This is a genomic window from Paenibacillus sp. FSL R7-0340 (assembly GCF_038002205.1).
In the GTDB taxonomy this organism is placed as follows: Bacteria; Bacillota; Bacilli; order Paenibacillales; family Paenibacillaceae; genus Paenibacillus; species Paenibacillus polymyxa_B.
The window spans coordinates 1,823,189-1,842,251 of record NZ_JBBOBY010000001.1 but is presented as its reverse complement, the minus strand read 5'-3'; the positions used below and the strand labels follow the sequence as shown (position 1 = coordinate 1,842,251).

General features: G+C 42.1%; 18 protein-coding genes. 8 read left to right on the top strand and 10 right to left on the bottom strand.

Going from position 1 to position 19,063, the window contains the following annotated elements; translation table 11 throughout:
• Positions 1-154 precede the first annotated feature (154 nt).
• From MKX59_RS08215 to MKX59_RS08190, 6 genes are all read right to left on the bottom strand, one after another.
• Positions 155-961, bottom strand: a complete 807-nt coding sequence (locus tag MKX59_RS08215) for a M23 family metallopeptidase (protein WP_264454695.1) — start codon at positions 959-961, stop codon at positions 155-157.
• A 126-nt stretch (positions 962-1,087) separates the two neighbouring features.
• On the bottom strand, positions 1,088-2,212 hold the full coding sequence (locus MKX59_RS08210) for a serine hydrolase (protein WP_028542220.1): 1,125 nt from the start codon (positions 2,210-2,212) through the stop codon (positions 1,088-1,090).
• Between the two features lie 257 nt (positions 2,213-2,469).
• Positions 2,470-3,261 carry an HTTM domain-containing protein gene (locus MKX59_RS08205; protein WP_256703626.1) on the bottom strand — a complete coding sequence of 264 codons (792 nt, stop codon included), beginning with the start codon at positions 3,259-3,261 and terminating at the stop codon, positions 2,470-2,472.
• Between the two features lie 417 nt (positions 3,262-3,678).
• A complete protein-coding gene (locus tag MKX59_RS08200; RefSeq protein ID WP_076264770.1) occupies positions 3,679-4,203 on the bottom strand; it encodes a VOC family protein in 525 nt (174 codons plus the stop codon).
• A 51-nt stretch (positions 4,204-4,254) separates the two neighbouring features.
• Entirely contained in the window at positions 4,255-4,881 is a 627-nt protein-coding gene (locus MKX59_RS08195; protein ID WP_076264771.1) for a type 1 glutamine amidotransferase family protein, read from the bottom strand.
• Between the two features lie 109 nt (positions 4,882-4,990).
• Complete coding sequence (locus tag MKX59_RS08190; protein ID WP_076264772.1) at positions 4,991-5,953, bottom strand: helix-turn-helix transcriptional regulator; 963 nt, start codon at positions 5,951-5,953, stop codon at positions 4,991-4,993.
• A gap of 279 nt (positions 5,954-6,232) precedes the next feature.
• Here MKX59_RS08190 and MKX59_RS08185 point away from each other — a divergent pair, with 279 nt between their 5' ends.
• The 8 genes from MKX59_RS08185 (at position 6,233) to MKX59_RS08150 (ending at position 14,830) form a co-directional block, all read left to right on the top strand.
• On the top strand, positions 6,233-7,735 hold the full coding sequence (locus MKX59_RS08185) for a hypothetical protein (RefSeq protein ID WP_076264773.1): 1,503 nt from the start codon (positions 6,233-6,235) through the stop codon (positions 7,733-7,735).
• Between the two features lie 20 nt (positions 7,736-7,755).
• Positions 7,756-8,859: a pentapeptide repeat-containing protein gene (locus MKX59_RS08180; RefSeq protein ID WP_340858116.1), complete on the top strand. Its 1,104-nt coding sequence runs from the start codon at positions 7,756-7,758 to the stop codon at positions 8,857-8,859.
• Positions 8,860-8,871: 12 nt separating this feature from the next.
• The gene (locus MKX59_RS08175; protein ID WP_076264775.1) at positions 8,872-9,384 is read left to right on the top strand and encodes an imm11 family protein; all 513 of its coding nucleotides are present in this window, start codon (positions 8,872-8,874) and stop codon (positions 9,382-9,384) included.
• A gap of 12 nt (positions 9,385-9,396) precedes the next feature.
• Complete coding sequence (locus tag MKX59_RS08170) at positions 9,397-10,026, top strand: hypothetical protein (RefSeq protein WP_068942092.1); 630 nt, start codon at positions 9,397-9,399, stop codon at positions 10,024-10,026.
• A gap of 31 nt (positions 10,027-10,057) precedes the next feature.
• The gene (locus MKX59_RS08165) at positions 10,058-10,513 is read left to right on the top strand and encodes a DUF4280 domain-containing protein (protein WP_023989777.1); all 456 of its coding nucleotides are present in this window, start codon (positions 10,058-10,060) and stop codon (positions 10,511-10,513) included.
• A gap of 24 nt (positions 10,514-10,537) precedes the next feature.
• Positions 10,538-13,495, top strand: coding sequence for a contractile injection system protein, VgrG/Pvc8 family (locus MKX59_RS08160; RefSeq protein ID WP_256703627.1), 2,958 nt, complete (start codon positions 10,538-10,540; stop codon positions 13,493-13,495).
• Positions 13,496-13,512: 17 nt separating this feature from the next.
• A complete protein-coding gene (locus MKX59_RS08155) occupies positions 13,513-14,337 on the top strand; it encodes a hypothetical protein (RefSeq protein WP_076264776.1) in 825 nt (274 codons plus the stop codon).
• Between the two features lie 340 nt (positions 14,338-14,677).
• Positions 14,678-14,830 carry a hypothetical protein gene (locus MKX59_RS08150; protein ID WP_340858110.1) on the top strand — a complete coding sequence of 51 codons (153 nt, stop codon included), beginning with the start codon at positions 14,678-14,680 and terminating at the stop codon, positions 14,828-14,830.
• A gap of 107 nt (positions 14,831-14,937) precedes the next feature.
• Here MKX59_RS08150 and MKX59_RS08145 read toward each other — a convergent pair whose 3' ends face one another.
• From MKX59_RS08145 to MKX59_RS08130, 4 genes are all read right to left on the bottom strand, one after another.
• Complete coding sequence (locus MKX59_RS08145) at positions 14,938-15,819, bottom strand: carbohydrate ABC transporter permease (protein WP_023989780.1); 882 nt, start codon at positions 15,817-15,819, stop codon at positions 14,938-14,940.
• A gap of 55 nt (positions 15,820-15,874) precedes the next feature.
• Entirely contained in the window at positions 15,875-16,756 is an 882-nt protein-coding gene (locus MKX59_RS08140; RefSeq protein WP_076264777.1) for a carbohydrate ABC transporter permease, read from the bottom strand.
• A 26-nt stretch (positions 16,757-16,782) separates the two neighbouring features.
• Positions 16,783-18,126, bottom strand: coding sequence for an extracellular solute-binding protein (locus MKX59_RS08135; protein WP_076264778.1), 1,344 nt, complete (start codon positions 18,124-18,126; stop codon positions 16,783-16,785).
• 136 nt (positions 18,127-18,262) lie between these two features.
• Positions 18,263-19,063 carry a response regulator gene (locus MKX59_RS08130; protein WP_076264779.1) on the bottom strand — a complete coding sequence of 267 codons (801 nt, stop codon included), beginning with the start codon at positions 19,061-19,063 and terminating at the stop codon, positions 18,263-18,265.

Below are 19,063 nucleotides of genomic sequence, written 5' to 3'. Positions count from 1 at the left end.
GATATATTACTACCACGCACTCTACATGTATCGAGACGATGGTAAGGATATACCTCTCGCTTAAGTTGAAAATACTTGCTTTGAAGAACAATACACCATACTAAAAATCTGGTAAACAAATTCTCAAACCGACTTTCTAGGTAGGTATACATTTTTAACGAAAAATAAGTGTTTGATTAAATAGCAAATCATTTCTCTTTAAGTAATTACCATTAAAAGTAATAGGAACCGAGGTTCCATTGAAGTAATCTCTCTTATTGTCATGTTTTATAGCATGAACATGAAGATGCGGCTCACTACTGTAACCTGAGTTCCCTACTTTCGCAATTTCCTGTCCAACCTTGACAAAATCATTTTTCTTGACTAATAGACTATTTTTCTTCAAGTGTAACAACAGAATATTATATCCTTGGTGTTTGATGATAATCATATTTGTAGTACTACGGCCCAGGGAGTTTGGGACATTATCTTCTACTCCATCCACAACTTCGATAATTCTACCCTCAACCGGACTATATACTGAATCATTATAAATGGGATAGGATTTTAAAGATTCAGGATTATCAAATATCCCTTTTCTTGAACCTAACGGGGTGAGCTTAGTTATATCCACCGCATATTTCAGAGTACGATGCGAAAAGTGATAGTTCATAGATGAACTCATTCCACCATTCACTACCTCGTAAGCCCCTCCTTTCAAAGGGAACGCTAAATCGACTGCATCTTCGTGTTTAGGAGTGGATGTAATGTATGAAATACTAAATAAAATACATATAAAAACTTGATATATTGCTAATAAACCATAAAGAGAAAGGAATATTCGTGTTTTTCTATTTAAGCCATTAAATTTAAAAGAGCGTAAAGTAACCATTTGACGGAATAAGGAACATCCAAACAATACGATGCAAACCGGTCGTAAATAATAGCTAATTTCTGTCCAATCATTTATGAATAAAATCATGAACGTATATGCACTTGTAAACAAAATGTGTATATACCACGAAATACGATTTTTAAATGGAAAGTAAACCATGATCCAGTAAAGTATAAGCGGAATCAGCAGCATTTTTACAAAATAAAAAAACATTCAATTTCTTCCCTTGTCATATGATAATTTGCTTCTTACCTCTTCTTGAAATGCAGTATCCGTTAATAATTTGTAAAAAAACAAATCCAGCTTCTGCTTGAGCCAAATATGATCCACCCCAGAATCATCTTGAATAAACATGGCTAGTTGAATGTCATTTCCTTCCCGATCCGTACAATATAAAGCCTCTGTTAGAACAGAAATGGTAGATCCACCTTTGTTTCCAAACTCTATTAACTTGGAGTTATCCACTTGTCGCTGAATTAGCATCTTTAGATATGGATTTATAGTAGAAGGAACCAACTCCCCCTTGTGTATAAGCTTCATGAGGTAAGCATACTCTTTAGTCGTTGAACGAGGAAGCTTGCGCGATTCCAGCACTTGAAGCTTTCGTACATAATTCTGCCTGGTGTTCCATTTCTGAATACATTCTATCCCCTGATCACGATTTAAAATCTGATGAATTTCAATAGATTTTTTCATATATTCCTCGTAACTCATCTCACTTATCTTTTGTATCGACTCTTTAAAACCTATGTTTTCGGTCTCTTGGATATAAGGAGACATGAATCCCGCAGATGAAAAAGGAAAGATTTTATCATGGGAAGAAAGTGAGAGCTTCATAATATTCTCATTTATCTTATCCAAACCCATTTTCGCCATCAGAAATTCTGTATTTGCATTGGAACTATATGCTAACATGCCGTGAGTAATATCCAATAACGTAATTTTCCCTTGAACCTCTTTATGGTTTGCGCGAATGGATTTGATCCAGTTATGATGAGCGTTACCATCGGAACCAGGGATATAAAATTTATTTAATTCCTCTAAAGGAACAAGTTCCTGCTCGTCTAATATTTTCGCTGCAACTTGGCGAGCAAATTCGATAGCAATGATCACTTTGGCCGTGCTGGCAAGCGGCATTTTAACTTCTGAGTTATAGCTGATTTTCTCCATACCATTTTTGATCATAAACAAAGATGCTTTACTCGGATTTTCCTTCAAAAAACTTAGAACATCCATTTCTGTTTTCTTATTATTTTGGCGCTTCGCAATGAACAAAAACAGGATACATATGAACACAAATATTAAAATTATAGCTACTAACGATAAAATTATTTTCATACTTTGCTCCTTAATGGACACGCTTAGGCTGAAGTTCACATAAGTCGTCACAGTTCCCCACGGGAATCACTTTTCTTTTAGAAGCTATATAATCATACAAATAACCACCTATAACCATTTTTTTGAAAATAATTATAAAGAGAACCGCCCACCAAAGATACGGTATTCTTGTACAAATTTGTGCAATAGAGTCAATTCCACGTTGTATTTTACTAGAATCATTCATTGAGAAACTATGCATTCGCCTTTCTAATTCATTAACAAACAGGACACCAACCATCATAGAAAACCAGAATTTGTTTGTGTTGAAAACTTACATATCCTAATTTTCTTGTTTTTCTTCGAATTGTAATTGATATTTTCCGGAAGCTGATCTTTATAAAATGGTATAACTTTTTATATTCTCGATCCGTAAACAGCAATAATTCCATTACAATCATAATTAGTGAAAACGTCAGTAAGCCCATGCCTATACCGATTCCTGCATGAAACAATATCATAGCAATAACTACAAACGGTTTAAGGCTTTTATTAATTACAGCAAAAGGAAAAGCTATTTTAACAATTATAGATAAATAAGTGAATAAAATGGTGAGTCCAACATAATGGTTAACCATATAATCCAAAATAGGTCTGCTAAACTCTCTCACCTGAGAGATATAATAAAGTGCCGTTCCGTTTTGCCACATTTCTCCCATAAGCTGATACATTCCTGAGAAGAAATAAACAATACACAGTTGTATAATACAAAAAAGTACTGCAAAATTGTGAATTATTAGGGATAACTTATAAATCAAAGACTGCTTCGAGCCTTTTCCATGTAAGCTATTCAATTTAGAATCAAAAGAGAAATATGCAGTATTATTGGCGAATAGGAGAAAAAACATATTTACTATCAGTAAATTGTCTCCTCCGTCACTTATATGAAAAGAACGAACATACAAGGTCAGAATTGAAAAAAGGCGGCCTTTGTATCCAATTAAATAAAAAATAGTAACCACAATTCCCAAATGATAGATAAAGTCAAAAAATAAAGCTGATGAATTCAAATTATAATGTATCCTGCCAAATTGGCTAGATGGTTTCAAGAAGAATTACGCCAGCGATTTTGTAAACAACATGATTTAAACATAGCAGAATGTCTACAAGCTCCATCAAACTCTATGCCTTAAATATTTCATGTCTACATTTTTCAATTGATTAAAAACAAAAACCCGCTCAATGAGCGGGTTTTAGTATAGAGGCGGGGGGAGTCGAACCCCTATTTCAAACTTTTTCAGCTATGCATTAATTGTTATTATTATTGCTCTTCAAGCCTTATGTACCAGACTTGAAGGGCCTCTCTCCATTTATCAACTAGACCCTCATTGAAGGCAAAATACCAATGCTCCCTATATTCAATCTTTCCTTAACATCATTTTAGCAGATTGTCACTTTAATACATTTTACCAAAAAAGTAATTGCATTTATTCTCCACTAAAGCTTTTAGCCCATTCAGCAACCCTACGACTACTTTCTTCTTCTGACAAATCCTCGATTCTGGTCATAATAGACCATCTTACTCCGCAAGGATCCAATATACTTCCGAATCGATCACCTGAAACAAAGTTTGCAATCGGTTCCCTTACTTTTGCTCCTCTTGCTACCGCATTTTCAATGACCTGATCAGCATTCATGACGTAAATTCCGAAAGAATAACACGCATTCTCTTCATCTGGCGGCAAGACCAATTGATATGCCGGATTCGCTGCTCCCAGCTGCAAAAAACCATTTCCAAAATCTAATTCCGCATGAACAATTATTTTATTGCCATTCTCATCAGGATATTCAGTAATATCCTTAACCCTTGCATTGAAAACCGTTGTATAGAACTCTATTGCTTCCGAAGGATTCTTCACGGTAATAAAAGGGGTAATAGATGTAAAGCCGTTGGGCATCCCCTTCTTTGTATATTTACCTGACACTCCCATATATTCTCTGCTTTCAGTCATTTTGACTCCTCCTTTAAATAATCGTAATAGTTCAATTTTATGCTTATACCTTCATTGGATTGAATTCATCAACTCATAGAAATATTTGGATTCACGTGTTTTGTTAAGACTATACCAGGCTTCTAATGTTTTAGAAGAAAACACACCCAGAGCTTTTAAAACGTGTACGGAAAATTCCAACGGAGCTGTTCCAGATGCAGTGATTAGTTTTCCATCCGTTACAGCAGACTCCATTTTATAATACTTTTCGCCCGTGTAGGTGGGACAGATCATTTTGAGGTATTCCAAATCATTGCTTGTATGCCAACGTGAATTCAACAATCCTGCTTGGGCAAGTCCCATAGTAGCACCACAAATCGCAGCAACCCATATCCCTTCCTCTAAGCACCTCTCAGCGATTTTTAAAATCGGTTGATGAATGGTTTCTGTCCATGTATTTCCACCGGGTAAAATCAATGTATCTGTGCTTTCAATGCTGCACTCATCCAGTTTGATGTCGGGCAGGATTTTTAATCCGCCCATTGTAGTTACAGGAGTCTTTTCAATTCCCACGGTAACTATTTTTAATGGGGCCACCCCCTTTTTATAATATCTCCCCGAGTTCAGTTCGGCAGTTAAATAACCTATCTCCCAGTCTGCCATAGTGTCAAACACATAAAGATATACCGTATTATTCATTTGCAAGTTCTCCTTATTTTATAATTTATCGAGTGTTACCAGCCCTCGGTAATCCATGATTATCCTCATTATAAAAAAGCTTCACTGACATCTACTGTCAGTGAAGCTTTTAACGTTGATAATATTCCATTAACTCCGACGCAACAGCAACAAGTTTTTCCTTCAAACTCTGTGGTTCGATGACTTGAATGGATTTCCCGTAGGGTAGGAGTAAATAAGGGACATATGTATGAAGTGATTTTTTCTCAAGCAAAAAGATGGCATGATTAGAGGTCCTCTCTTTCAGATGATGCCCCAAAAACCAATGCAGACATAAGTCATCCAATGCCTCTGTCCTGCCTTCGATAGTTAAAGAAATTAAACTGTGCTTGCCCACTAAATCAGGTAATAGATTTTGCATAAAAAATTCACGGGCTGAAAAAGCTTCAGAACGCTTAAATATGATTGGAGTACGCTTGATTTGTAGAATTCGATCTGCCCGAAAGCAACGGATCTCATTTCTTAGGTGACAAAATGCAACAGTATACCATTTATTGTTCCAGTAGACCATTCCATAGGGGTCTATCACCCTATTCTTGGGTTGTTCTTCATGGCTTGTGCGATAATCCATTTCTACAGAGAATTGGTTGGCTACAGCCTGCTCTAATTCCGCCAATACCGGCTGAAGAGAAGGGTCTCCCATGCGATTAATCACTTCAAATCCGGCTAAATGACGGCTAAGTATACTTTCCTGCTCTTGATTCGAATACATTTTCAATTTTGATGTCGCTTTGTCTAATGCCTCACTCAAAGGGTATCCAGCCTCTTTTGCAAAAACAGCAGCATGAAGGAGTGCCTTTTTCTCCTCCATATCAAATAGTAAAGGTGCTCTAATAAAATTATTCAGCAGGCTATACCCGCCATTATGACCCGCGTCAGATATTATAGGCACTCCACTGGCACTTAGTGCATCAATATAACGATAAACTGTCCTTATATTTATTTCTAACTTTTCGGATATTTGTTTTGCAGTCATTTTTACGCCCGAATTCAGCATCCATAGAATGGCCAGCATATTATCGTTTTTTGGCATAACCTGAACCCTCATCTCTCATTAGAACTCAATCTTTTATAAATATCTCTTTGTACTCTTCTTACCACCTATTATATGCTTTTCTCTGCTCAAAACTCCCCTCCCATATCTCCTACTTCCAATAATACACATAGTAAATACCACATCGAATGGGTCATTCTGTAAACTAAATCTCTCTTTTAACCGATAAATACATATGCTGGATTTATCATTAACAACATATCTAGCTGGGAATCTCATAATAACATTTACCAATCCCAACTATAGAAGGAGTCAACTATGGAAAATACCGTGACGTACGGTCATATCGAAATCATGCCTTATGAATTCGTACGCCTCCATGAACTTAAAATCTTAAAAACAATCAATGACCATGCCCGAATGATCTTTACAGGCATCATCTCGGAGAAAAAACGCGAGCTGTATGTGCGTGCTTCGGATGAAGAAACCCAGGTCAAAGCCTTTGTTACAGACAAAAACGGTAATCGGCAGCCCCTTTTTCGAGGCATTGCCTTGGATGTGGAGGAAAAAGTTGTTCACGGGGTCCATTACCTGACTGTCGAAGCTATATCTCATACCTACGAGTTAGATATTAAGCGCCATCAACGCTCTTTCCAGAACCCTAAGCTCACCTATACGGGTCTGATCGAAAGTATTGTATCGGACTATTCTAAAGCCGAAGCGATGGATGTTGTGTCCCAAAAGAAGCCTATCGGCACCTTTATCATGCAATATGATGAAACCGATTGGCAATTTCTGAAACGGATGGCCTCCCACTTTTACTCTCCACTCATTCCTGCGGTGGGCTATGGGGTTCCCAAGTTTTATTTTGGCCTACCTATGGGACTCAGCAAGGGGGAAATAAAATCTACCAATTATAAAGTCAGCAAACGGGTCGCGGATTTTCAAACCGCCTCAGAGAATCATATCCCCGGCGTACGTGATGCTGATTTTATCCAATATGAAGTCGAGACGGAGAAATTGCTGGAGCCTGGCTACGAAGTGACCTTTCAAGGCCATAAACTGATCGTAGCTGAGGTGCTAACGGAGATGAAGGATGGGGTGCTGACCCATACCGCCAAGCTGTCACCACGAAGCGGCTTACGTCCGATTAAAGACTACAATCGCTCCATTATCGGCGCTTCCATTCATGGCAAGGTACTGAGCGTTCGTCGGGACAAAGTACGCGCCCAGCTTGACATGGACGATCAGCAAGATCCGAACACGGATTACTGGTTTCCCTACTCTACCATCTATGCATCTGCGGATAACACGGGCTGGTATTGTATGCCTGAAGACGGGGACAGCATCCGTATCTATTTCCCCAGTTATAAGGAAGAAGAGGGTTACGCGATCAGCTCAGTCAAAAGAGAACCACAACCTTCCGGGGGAAAATCTACTGCTACTTCTGGACATGCCACAGCTTCTGCTTCGTCTGCTGGATCAAAGTCTTCTTCGGCACTGTCTGCGGCAGCTCCTGCGCCAGATCGAATGGCTGACCCTGCCATTAAGACGCTGCGAACCAAATACGGCAAAGAAATCATGCTCGCTCCGGATCAAATCGTTATTTCTGGCAATGGCATGTCCATTGTCATTAACGATAAAACAGGCATTGATATTGTAAGCGGAAAAAATGTGAGTATTAGTGCGGCTTCGGATATTGTTATGAGTTCTGGTAACATCCAGCTTTCTGCCGGAAAAATTGAGTTGTCTGGTAAAGGCAATACCATTACGCTGGATGACAAAACGACCTTCTCCGGTACGGAAATCAAGATGAACTAACGGGAGGTGAGAACTAGCAGATGGATAAACAAGCGGCGTTACACCATTTTAAAGAGCATCATTTTACACCTTTGCTGGACATTCAGTTGGACGTGCTGGAAGCCAAGTTTCAGCGTTGTCAGGATCAGCTGATCTTCGACTTCAAAGAATCGTTCAGGGATTTGTGTATACACATTCTGAGCATGCAGCAACAAGGTCAAAAACAACCCATTGGATATATTCACTACTCGTTCTTGCGCACTCAGATCCTAGAGCAATCCTACCTGTATATGGTCGAGGCTTACTCTGCTGAATGGTACGAAGATGATTCCGATTGCAAGTTAACCTATGACGCTTCATGGGCCTATGCACCGATGAGTACCATGTTGGAAACCTTGGAGCAGGAACGAAAAATATATATGGGGACGATTACTTCTGTGGACGTTGAACGAATGATGCTGGAATCCGCTCCTTTTTTCCATCAGTTTGTGAACTCCCTCCTGCGCTTAGGAATGGCAGAAGTGGTTCAAATGCCTGAGTATCTCGCCATTCATAAAGCTGATCGTGTAGCTATCCGAACGGGCGAGTACAAGGATATCAGCGAGAATCTATATGTCGAAGATCAGAAATCGCTTCTTGCAGATCAAGTGAGAGAGCAATTGATACATTCCAGTGAAGAAGAACCCTATGTTTACGAAAACCTAAAGCGGCTCTCTCTTCCCCACATTCACCTGATGCAAAAGGATTTGCGCTATAACGATTTTAGCCACAGTGACTTACGGGAAAGCCAGTTTCACAGCTGCATATTGATCGGAAGCATTTGGCAACGAGCGAATCTGGCAGGAAGCAGCTTTCAGGGATGCCTCCTGACCGACACGGATTTTAGATATAGCGATTTGAGAGGTGCTAACTTCAGCAGTGCCAGCGGACAGCCGCATCGGGAACATGGAGTTTGTGTGCCGGGGCTATGTGGACTTCGTTTCGAGCACGCCAACCTGGATGGGGCTGATTTTACAGATGTACATTCGTTTGAACATGCATATTTTGAGGGGGCTTCGATGCAAGGAACCCTTGTCCCGCGAAAGTACCAACAGTATTGGAAATTAAGCGAAGCACAGCGTCAATCTATTGTGTGGACGGAATAAGGAGGAATGTGTATGCGCCATTATTATGTGCTGGTCGATGATCATCGTATTTCCCGAAACATTAAACCGATGAATTTAGACCTTTTTAAAACGCCATTTGTTGGCATGCCTCCGGCTCAGGTTTTAGATGTTCATGCGACAGAAAATGCCGAGTACACGGACTGGCTACCGTTTTCACCCTCACAACCGCTATTTTCCGATCCTATGAAACGGATTCTAGAACTATACAATACACAAGCTCGTTTTAAGCAGTTGTATATCGTGAACCGGGAACCCAGCCGTCAGGAGCTATATTGGATTCCATCTGTTACCTCCGTGGATGGTATTTCGGAACAGACTGAATTTTATCCGCATGATCAAACCCTGAAACGCCTTGTGCTGGATAGTCAAAAGGTGAATGGACACCATTTTTTCAGACTCTCCAACGTGAGGGAACCTTATTTCATCATTAGCTTAGAGGCTGCTGAAAGTTTGCTGCGACGGAGTTTGAGTGGTTTTCGGCTACAAAAGCTAGAACTCTTATAAGGAGGTTCAACCTTGACGGAGCATTGGGATGAATTTTTTTTGAAACTGCATCATCAACAAACGTTGAAAGAGCAACTAAGTACAGCGGAAAACGATGAAAGCTGGATGATGATATCTATTGAAGCGGCGATGGAGGGAATTTTGAAAGGCTCACTAACCCTACCGAATGAACAGGAAATTCGATTTCAAACCCTTTCTGTCTTTGAAAATCAACACACCATTTCCCTGCCTGACTCTCTTATTCCAGAAGTTCGGGCTGGACAGACGGTAGATCCGTCGAAAAGCTTCGTTGTTCAGGACAAGCTGGGTGGAATCCTGTTAGGTCTGCACCAAAGCAGGCAAGAACTGAACCCCACGCAAATAGAAATCTATCAACAGCAGATGATTGAGCAAACGAGTCGCGCACAACCAAGTATGAAGCTCGTGGATGAAAAGGCTCTTTCTATTCATGATACCGTCATTGGTTGTTATGAAGCTATTTTTCTAGTTTCCCCCTCTCCCTATTATCAGATTGTCTTTGTGCGTTCCTGGCATGGCAAGGCTGTGATCGGAAGTTGCCAATTTAAGCTGGAGGATGCTCCCCTCTGGGTTCCCTTAACCTATGCCATGCTGCACACCGCAACATGGTTGGAGCTTTCTTGATTCTATACCTTTTATTCAAGGAGGTACTTGTATGTTTTTACCTTTACTTATTAAAGCTCTGGCTCAAGGTGCACTCAGCGGAGAACATTCTTATGTGGTGAGAGGAGCCAAGTTACAGTGCAGTCAAGGCACAGACCCTGGTGTGCTCAATATGATGTACAGCCACGGTGTCTTCATTAAAGATAAGCCCGTTCTGAACGTGGACGATGCCATTTGTGGAGCCAATATTAGCAAAATCAATGCTTTTGGATTGTGTAAATTGAAGCAGGGTCTTCCCTGTGAACCGGAGATTGCGTTTGGGTCCAAGTGGACAGGCGGTAAGGAAGACGTATTGATTGAGGGGGCACCTGCCCTACTCAACAATTCTACCTTAATGTGTAGCTGTCAAGGTGTACAAGAGGCGATATCCTCCTTTTTTGGTGCAGACAGCACGGGATCAGGTGGTGGAGGTATCATCTCCATTACTGATGACGGACAGGATGGTTGATTTTATCAAGCAAGGAGATTAAGGATGAACATCGTAGCGAAAGACCGCTTTACCTATCAGCACTTACATGTCACTTGGCCCTATGGCAAGCTGCGTCTTCACAACGTCCATATGAGTCACGAGCTGGGAGAGCATGCTAGACTGGTGATCACGGGTAGTCTAGAAGCCGATCAAGCAGACACAATCATTACCAAAGCAAGCAGTGACGACGAAGTTGAGCTATGGTATTCCGATGCCAAAGATCAGAAGCATCCCTTATTTATGGGACAACTATACTGCTTAGATGTGGAGCACAGACATCAGGAGATCGTGGTAACTCTCGACGTCATTTCTCATAGTTTTAAACTGGATACGCAGCTCAAAAACCGCTCCTTTCAGCACATAAACCAGAAATATGTTGAAATCGTCGACGCAGTGCTGGCCGATTATAAGGGCTCGGACAAGATTGATGAAGCTTTTGAGAAAAAAGCGACAGGCCAGTTTATGTTGCAGTATCAGGAGACCGATTGGACTTTTTTAAAACGGCTGGCTTCGCATTTGGGAGCCCTTCTCGTCCCAAATATCGTTTCACACCACGCACAAATTTGGATCGGTATTCCGCAAGCCAGACAGCATATTCATTTGAAAGAGGTTCCTTTTTCGTTGCAGCGCAAGATTGCTCCCTATTTGGATCAGGAGGCGAACGGCTGGAGATCTGCCAGCATCGGAGATTACACCCGGTATACCTTTGAGTGGGATCAAATGCTGCAATTGGGAGATGAAGTCGAACGCAATCACGAAACCTACGTCATCACCAAACGTGAAGGACAGTTGATTCGCGGTTTGGTTACTTGGTCGTATGAATGCGCCCTGTTGGCGGGCTTGAAGGTCCCTAAAATATATAATCGAACGATCATTGGCGCCGCTATTGAGGGGAAAATATTAGAGGTCAGCCGGAATCAGGTTCGATTGCATCTGGATATAGACGATCAGCAGAATCCCAAGGATGCCCAATGGTTCCCCTATTCTGCTGAAGGTAATCAGGTTTGGTATCTGATGCCGGAAAAAGGTGCGCAGGTGAAGCTGTATTTTCCAAGTGCTGACGAAGACGATGCGATGGTCATACAATCGGTTCGAACGAAACCATCCAGCGTTGCTGTCCCTTCATCTCACGCAGCTCAAGGTGCCGTGGTCGAATCGCCTGCAGTACGCCACCAGCGTAAAACAGCCGATCCCGGGGTCAAATCCTTTGCGAATCCGCAGGGAAAAGAAATTTCCTTAGGGAACTCCGAACTGTCGATGAGTGCTCAGGAAGGATCACTATACATCTCCATGAATACCCATAACGGTGTCAGCCTGAACAGCACCCAACGTGTACAAATTCAAGCCACAGGCAGTCTTAGTCTTTCGGCAGGTAGCATCCTGCTGCAAGGAACCAACGGCTTACACTTAAATACGACAACCGATACGTTGGATCTGGAGCAGGAAGTTAACAGCGTGAGTTCAGAAATCCAGCTTAAAGCTTCCCTCCATCAATACTACCCAGAACCGATTTTGTCTGACTTTGAGAAGCAAGTCGCTGAAAACGGAATCCAAAGTGTGCTCGGAGCACGCGTTAAGGAAAATGTAGGCGCCACGCTCAAGGGAGAATGGGATGCGGGTATAGAGTTTTTAAGCGGGGTATGGGACTCAGTTGTCGATATAGCGGATATGGGGACCATGGTAATGACTCCTTTCGTTATGCCGGGAAATTACACTGGTAAAGGTTTTCTGGAGCGCAATGAGACGCTCGAGGGTATTAAGGGCGGTGCGAAGTTTGGCTGGAACTATATTGCCGATTCATTCCAAGGGAAAAAAACAAAGAAAGATGTAGTTCACGACCTTGAAACCGTGTGGGACGGCATAAAAAGCATACCCGATCCGATTGAGCGAAAATTGAATAATTTCTTCCCTAATCCATTGACCGATACCAAACAGGAAAGTTACGATGCAGGATATGACAGTATCAAGGCCGTTGAACGTGGAGCCGACATTTATACAATTGTCAAAGGTGGAGCAAAATTAATTAGAAATCTAGGAAAGCTGGGCAAAGAAGAAGCCTCCTTATCTAAGGGGCTCAAGGAAGCTGAAGAAAAGAAAGCCAGTAAAGGAGGAACACCGGGGTTATTCGGAGATTCAGCAAAGGCCGACTCTGCTCTAGCCAAGGTCGGAGATGGAAAATTCAAAACGAATGCCATCCGTTTTCCAACCAATTTTGAATCCTTAGGGAGTTACTTGCAAAGTGTAGCAAGAAAGATGAACATTCGTATAACTAGAAGATCACCCATTTTCGAAACTGCTGGAGGTCATTATCGGTTTCATGATCCTGGTCCCGACGTCCCACATTCTAAAGGTTCCGGTGCAAAGATTTCGCCTGAGAGACAAAAACAGATTGATGCGTTAGAATCAGGAGAGTATACGGGTAAAGGGAATAAGGGGACGGAAAAAACTTCACTTCCTAAACCAAAACCAGTCGAACCACGTGGCAAGCCAATTGAGTTTATTCCTGCATTTAAACAAGAAGAACTTGCTCTAAAAACTTATGAGAAATTAAGAGCGACGGGTTTAGATATGAAAGAAATTGAGACTTTTGCCCAGAATACTGGACTTAGTGTAAAAGAAGCGGAGCAATTAAAAACACACTTAATTTTAACGAAACATGTGAATTTACCGGATCACATGTATGGAAAATACTACTATGAGGGATACTTTGATCCCAATATAGACATTGCTCATGGTTGGGAAAAAGCACTAAAAGGTGAATTATCACCTGAAGAAAAAAAATGGTTTAGGGAATTAACAGATCATGAATTAGATGAAAGTAAGCGAATGCAAAATAATGAAGTGTACCGTACTATTGAATCGTGGGATCCTGTAGAAGGAATGACAGGTAATCCCCCTGGCGCTCATGATAATGCACCAAAGCCACCAGGTAGTTATCCAGGATTTAATCCTAAATTTTAAATGAGGTGAATGTATACTTGTACAAGAAATTTGAAGAAACTAGAATACGTATTAAGAATATTGATTGGTTAAATAAAGAGGAGGATAAACCTTCACATGCCATTTTGCTCTTTGAATTTTATAGAAGAAGAGCGATATTTTTAGATCATCTTTCAATATCAACCCCAGTAAGAAGAGCTTTTCACAGTGCTGCTAAAGAGAGTGGAATTCAATTGCCTGTAGATATAGAAGCAATTTGCCACGAATTAGAGTTAATAAAAGATGATTGGTTAGTAAAATGGACTTGTTTATTTAGTTTGGAATGGGCTTATCTAATTGATCAAAAGAATCCCGTTGCTCTTCAGTTTCAAGATATGTATGACCCGATTATTGAATTATTTAAAAGAGGTGGGCGAGTACAGTATCATCATGCTGATATTATATGTGGCCGTTTAGGTAGATCTCGTATACCTAGTAGTAGCTTAAGCTCATATGAGCCAAAAGATATACGTAATGAGTTATTAGATGAAATGGATAATGCATGGTACTACAATCAAATATCAGAGAAGAATTATTTGTTAAATCTAACTATAGAAGAAGATAGTGCTGAGAAAATTGCTGCAAACTTACTGGAACAATTAAGAGACTGCAAGGCTACATTAGGTGATAATGTTATTATTCAAACCACATTAGGTGAATTATTATTAAAAAACAAAATACATGCATATGAGCAGCTTAGAATTGTAAAAACTGAACTTGAACAATTTAAGATGGACGACTTGAAGATTTTGTTACCTGATGCAGAAAAAGAAGATTTGTATTTTCGTATTAAGAGGGTTTTAACCAGTCTTAAAGAAATATAAAAGAACCCAACACTAAAAAAATTATAAATGACTTTTAAGAGCTTATTCCATCTCGAACTATGAGCAGGAATGAGCCTTTTTTATATTCTAAAAAAGAATTAAAAAGATAGCGACTCCATTACTCTCCCTGCACAAAACAATAACTTGCCATCCCTCTCCATCAGAGTTAACATACACACACTCAAACCACGGGAGAGAAAATGTACTATGTCAGATTGGCCAGAATGGTTTCAAGAAGCATTACGGCAGCGATTTTTATCAATTAGAACTTGCCAGTGAGCAACAAGCCTCGTATTCAACAGAGGGCAAAAATCTATTCACTCAAATGGATCAATTCAATATGAACCAAAACGAGGATATCCAACGTCTACTATCCGAATGGGAAGAAGTCATAGGCTATCAGCTAAGTCAAGACAAACAATCCATCTATATGGAAGGAGTAAAAGACGGGATTCGATTGATTCTTCCCGTCATACCTCCCTATCTGACCTAAAATCACACAAAAATGCACCCCCTAGCATTCACCGGACAAACCAAGAGGTTTGTTCCAAGTTCCAATGTCTACACTAGGGGGTACTCTTCTAATCTGGGGAATTTGTTTTATCCCTTAACCGATCCTGCCGCGATCCCTTCCACAATCCGGTCACTCATGATGAGGAATACTAGCAAAATGGGCAAAATGCTGATCATCAACGTAGCTCCGATAGCTCCCCAGTCGGTCGTATATTGTCCAATAAAGTTCTGAACGCCTACGGTCAGTGTTTTGTTTTCGTCCGAGCTGATGAACGTATTGACGAAAATAAACTCATTCCAGTTATAGATCATGTTAATAATAGATGTCGTTGCCATGACGGGGGTTGTCATGGGCAGCACGATTCGGAAGAACATCCGGTTGACGGAGCAGCCGTCCATAACGGCCGCTTCTTCCACTTCACGGGGCAAGGCGTAATAGAAGCCCAGCAAGATCATCATCGTTGTCGGCAGATTAAAGGCAACATACGACAAGATGATGGAGAGTGAAGTGTCTGTTAAATGCAGTTTGAGAAACATACTGAACAACGGAATCAAGGTGGAATGGACTGGAATCATTAGTCCGACCATAAAGAGCCCGAGAACCAGCTGGCTTCCTTTCCACCGCATACGCGTAATGGCAAACGTTACAAAGCTGGCTAGCAGCACCGTTAGCGCCACGGATATGACCGTAATCCACACACTATTGAAAAAGTACCGCCCGATGTTGCCGCTGGTCCACACATTCATATAGTTCTCCCAATGCGGCTGGGACGGGAGTGCAAACGGCGGAAGGTTAAACACTTCCTGATTATTTTTAAGCGAGAACAGCATCAGCCACACCAGCGGTAAAAGCTGCGTCACCGCCAAGATGATTAAAATGATATACAAAGCGGCATAACCGACCCGATTTAACATTTTGCCGCGGCTAGCGACTCCAAGCGGATAGTTGGCGGCTGCCTGGGTTTTCATATCCGTTCCTCCCTCTTCCTGTCCTTTGTTACCCTCATCTGTTTGCAAGACTGGATTATGAATACTGGATGGTTTCACTTGTGGCCGTAACCTTACGGATCAGCCACGTAGCGATCAAACAGATGAACAGCAGGGCGAAGGCTGTAGCGCTGCCGTATCCAAAGTCAAAGCTGCGGAATGCCTGGTGGTACATGTATGAGGCCATCACTTCACTGGCTCCATTCGGTCCACCGTCCGTCATGACATAGATAAGGTCAAAATATTTAAGCGAGCCGACAATGGACAATATGATCGTAACGTTAATCACCTCGCGCAGCAGGGGCAATTTGATACGAGTCGCAATCTGCCAGGCACTGGCCCCGTCGATCCGGGCAGCCTCCATCAGCGTTTCGGGAATGTTTTTCAGCCCGGCATAGTAGATCAGGATATAAAAGCCTGCATATTGCCAAATAATCGGGATAAACAAGGCAATCAACACCAGAGACGGATTAGCTAACCATTCAGGTGGGTTGTGAACGCCGACCGACACCAGTAAGGAATTGAGCACTCCGTTCGTTGGATGATATATTTTGAGCCATAGCTGTGCGATTGCTACAGAAGACAGCAGCATGGGAATCAGATAAATTTTCCGCAGCAGATTCGCTCCCTTGATTTTCCCTGACAAAATCATCGCAATGACCAGATAACCGATCAGACTAATGCCTGAAAACAAGGCCAACAGCAGCGAATGCCAGGCACTTTGCCAGAACGCTTTGTCTGTGAACAAATGTTGATAATTGTCCAGCCCCACAAAAGTCATAGAGCCGATTCCATTCCACTGATTCAGGCCGTAATAGCCGGTCAGTACGATGGGTACATATATTACGGCGAATAACAGCAGCAGAGAAGGCAATACATATAGAGCAATAACAAGCTTATTCGACATGACCTTTTCCACGGTCGGACCTCCTTAGGTGGTCAATTTCAATTCCCTTTCTCGATGGCAGCCTTATGCTGGTCGGCAAATTGTTGCGGTGTCACCGCTTTACCAAACAACGCCTGAATCATATTCAAATGCACCTGCGCTGCATTCGGCTTCATCTGTACATCGGCGAACAATGTAATGCTGCTAGCTTGATTCAGTCCGTTCAGCAAACCGACATACAGCTTGGGCAATTTTTCTTTGGAGGTGTCCACTTTCGTCGCCGGAATTACGCCCGCTTGTGTGACTGATTGCTCTCCCCATTTGACTACGAAGTATTCAACGAACGCTTTGGCCTCTTCTTTCACCTTGGAATTTTCCGAAACGAACAAGCCTACTCCCGGACCTCCTACCCAACTGTTCTCGTTGCCCTTGCCGCCTGCAACCATCGGGAATTTAAAGAAGCCAATTTGATCTTTAAATGCTTGTGGGATTGCGGGATTGGTCGTAAAATTCGGTAATTCCCAAGTAGCCATCAAATACATAGCTGCCTTATCGTTCATAAACTCGGATTTTCCCTCATCATTGGACAAGCCGTTAAATCCTTTGTTAAAGGCATTCATATCCACAAGCGTCTGGACTTCGGAGGCCGCCTGAATTAAACCAGGGTCATCGAACGAACCTGAGCCGTCAATCGCTTTTTTCAGCGTTTCGTTACCCGCTATACGCTCTGCCAGATACATGTACCAGAGTGAGCCGGTCCAGCGGTCTTTATTGCCCAATGCAATCGGTGCAACTCCATGATCCGTAAGTGTTTTCACAACCTGCTTAAACTCGTCAAATGTCACAGGTACCTTCAAGTTGTATTTTTGGAATATGGCTTTGTTGTAATAAATAGGTGTAATATTCAATTCAATCGGAAGCGCATACGTTTTGCCATTCAGCGCATAAGCTTCGGTCGTTCCTGGTACGAATTTGTCCTTCAGCTTGGAACCATTCAACAGGTCATCCATCGGTGTAAATAATCCACCTTTAACGTAAGGCTCCATAAAGCCCGCTGCCCAGGTAATTCCGATATCCGGCAATTCATTGGAAGCTGACAGCACTTTGAGTTTGTTTTTATATTGTTCATTTTCCAGCACTTCCTGCTGAATGACGACATTCGGATGATCCTTTTGGTATTGATCTATAATCTGAGTCACAAGCTTGCTCTGCTGTGCCGAGCTTCCCTCTGGCCACAGGTGCATCATTTTGAGTGTAACCTTTCCCCCTTCTCCACTGGAACCGCCTTGACCATCCTTACCAGCACCGCAACCGGATAGCACCAGCATGAATGACAGCAGCAGGGTCAACCCAGCAAACCATTTTTGATGTGAGCGCTTACGTAAACCATACTTGTTGGACATCGTTAGACCTCCGTTTGTTGTATTTATATTTTTTGTAACCGTTATCATTTGTAAGTTTAGCACTCCATTCCTGCTTCCAACAGGGTACGCTCATTGGGTATAATTCCACTTTTATTGGGTTTGATCTGCCTATACGTCAGTCGATATTCTCCGGCCCTGTACGCATCTGCTGCCTGTAGCGGCTGGGACTTACCCCCTCGGTCGCTTTGAATACTTTAATAAAATATTTATCTGTTCGGTAGCCTGATCGCTCGCCGATTTGGGCAATCGTTAACTGGGTATGCAACAGCAACTCCTTAGCCCGTTGGATCCGTAGCCGATGCAGATATTCGCTGAAGGACAAACCACTTTGCTCCTTGAATAAAACACTAAAATAGCTGGCATTCAGGTGTGAATGCGAGGCAGTCTGCGCCATCGTAATGGATTCGTGAAGATGCTCCGCCATATAGGTGAAGGCACGTCGTACCGGATCACTAAGAGTAGTCGCCTGGAGATCCAGCTCTAGCAGAACAGGGTCAGCCAGCTTGTCCAGCTTCTCGTACCTCTGCCGCTCCTCTTCCAGCCGAAGCGCTTCATTGACCGCATTCAGCAGCTCCTGCTTATCAATCGGTTTGAGCAAATAATTGACGGCTCCCAGACGAAGAGCCTGCTGGACATAATCAAACTCCGCATAACCCGAGATGACAATGATCGCTGGTCGTCGTGAATCCCGTTCCAGAGAGCGGATTAAATCCAGCCCACTGAATTCCGGCAACCGGACATCCGTAATCAACAGATGAACTGTCTCCGCTCGCAGTATATTTAATGCTTCCAAACCATTATCGAATGTCACAATCCGGTATTTCCCGGCGGCCCATTGCTCCAATGTCTGGTGAATCCCCTGACGTGTTCGCTGTTCATCGTCTACAATGACAATGGTTTTGGATGAAACACTCAT

Excerpts from the sequence above, each read along its gene's own strand:
- MKX59_RS08215 (WP_264454695.1), bottom strand. The coding sequence starts at position 961 with ATGATTTTATTCATAAATGATTGGACAGAAATTAGCTATTATTTACGA.
- MKX59_RS08210 (WP_028542220.1), bottom strand. The coding sequence starts at position 2,212 with ATGAAAATAATTTTATCGTTAGTAGCTATAATTTTAATATTTGTGTTC.
- MKX59_RS08200 (WP_076264770.1), bottom strand. The coding sequence starts at position 4,203 with ATGACTGAAAGCAGAGAATATATGGGAGTGTCAGGTAAATATACAAAG.
- MKX59_RS08195 (WP_076264771.1), bottom strand. The coding sequence starts at position 4,881 with ATGAATAATACGGTATATCTTTATGTGTTTGACACTATGGCAGACTGG.
- MKX59_RS08190 (WP_076264772.1), bottom strand. The coding sequence starts at position 5,953 with ATGCCAAAAAACGATAATATGCTGGCCATTCTATGGATGCTGAATTCG.
- MKX59_RS08185 (WP_076264773.1), top strand. The coding sequence starts at position 6,233 with ATGGAAAATACCGTGACGTACGGTCATATCGAAATCATGCCTTATGAA.
- MKX59_RS08180 (WP_340858116.1), top strand. The coding sequence starts at position 7,756 with ATGGATAAACAAGCGGCGTTACACCATTTTAAAGAGCATCATTTTACA.
- MKX59_RS08175 (WP_076264775.1), top strand. The coding sequence starts at position 8,872 with ATGCGCCATTATTATGTGCTGGTCGATGATCATCGTATTTCCCGAAAC.
- MKX59_RS08165 (WP_023989777.1), top strand. The coding sequence starts at position 10,058 with ATGTTTTTACCTTTACTTATTAAAGCTCTGGCTCAAGGTGCACTCAGC.
- MKX59_RS08160 (WP_256703627.1), top strand. The coding sequence starts at position 10,538 with ATGAACATCGTAGCGAAAGACCGCTTTACCTATCAGCACTTACATGTC.
- MKX59_RS08150 (WP_340858110.1), top strand. The coding sequence starts at position 14,678 with ATGAACCAAAACGAGGATATCCAACGTCTACTATCCGAATGGGAAGAA.
- MKX59_RS08145 (WP_023989780.1), bottom strand. The coding sequence starts at position 15,819 with ATGAAAACCCAGGCAGCCGCCAACTATCCGCTTGGAGTCGCTAGCCGC.
- MKX59_RS08135 (WP_076264778.1), bottom strand. The coding sequence starts at position 18,126 with ATGTCCAACAAGTATGGTTTACGTAAGCGCTCACATCAAAAATGGTTT.
- MKX59_RS08130 (WP_076264779.1), bottom strand. The coding sequence starts at position 19,063 with ATGAGTGTTTCATCCAAAACCATTGTCATTGTAGACGATGAACAGCGA.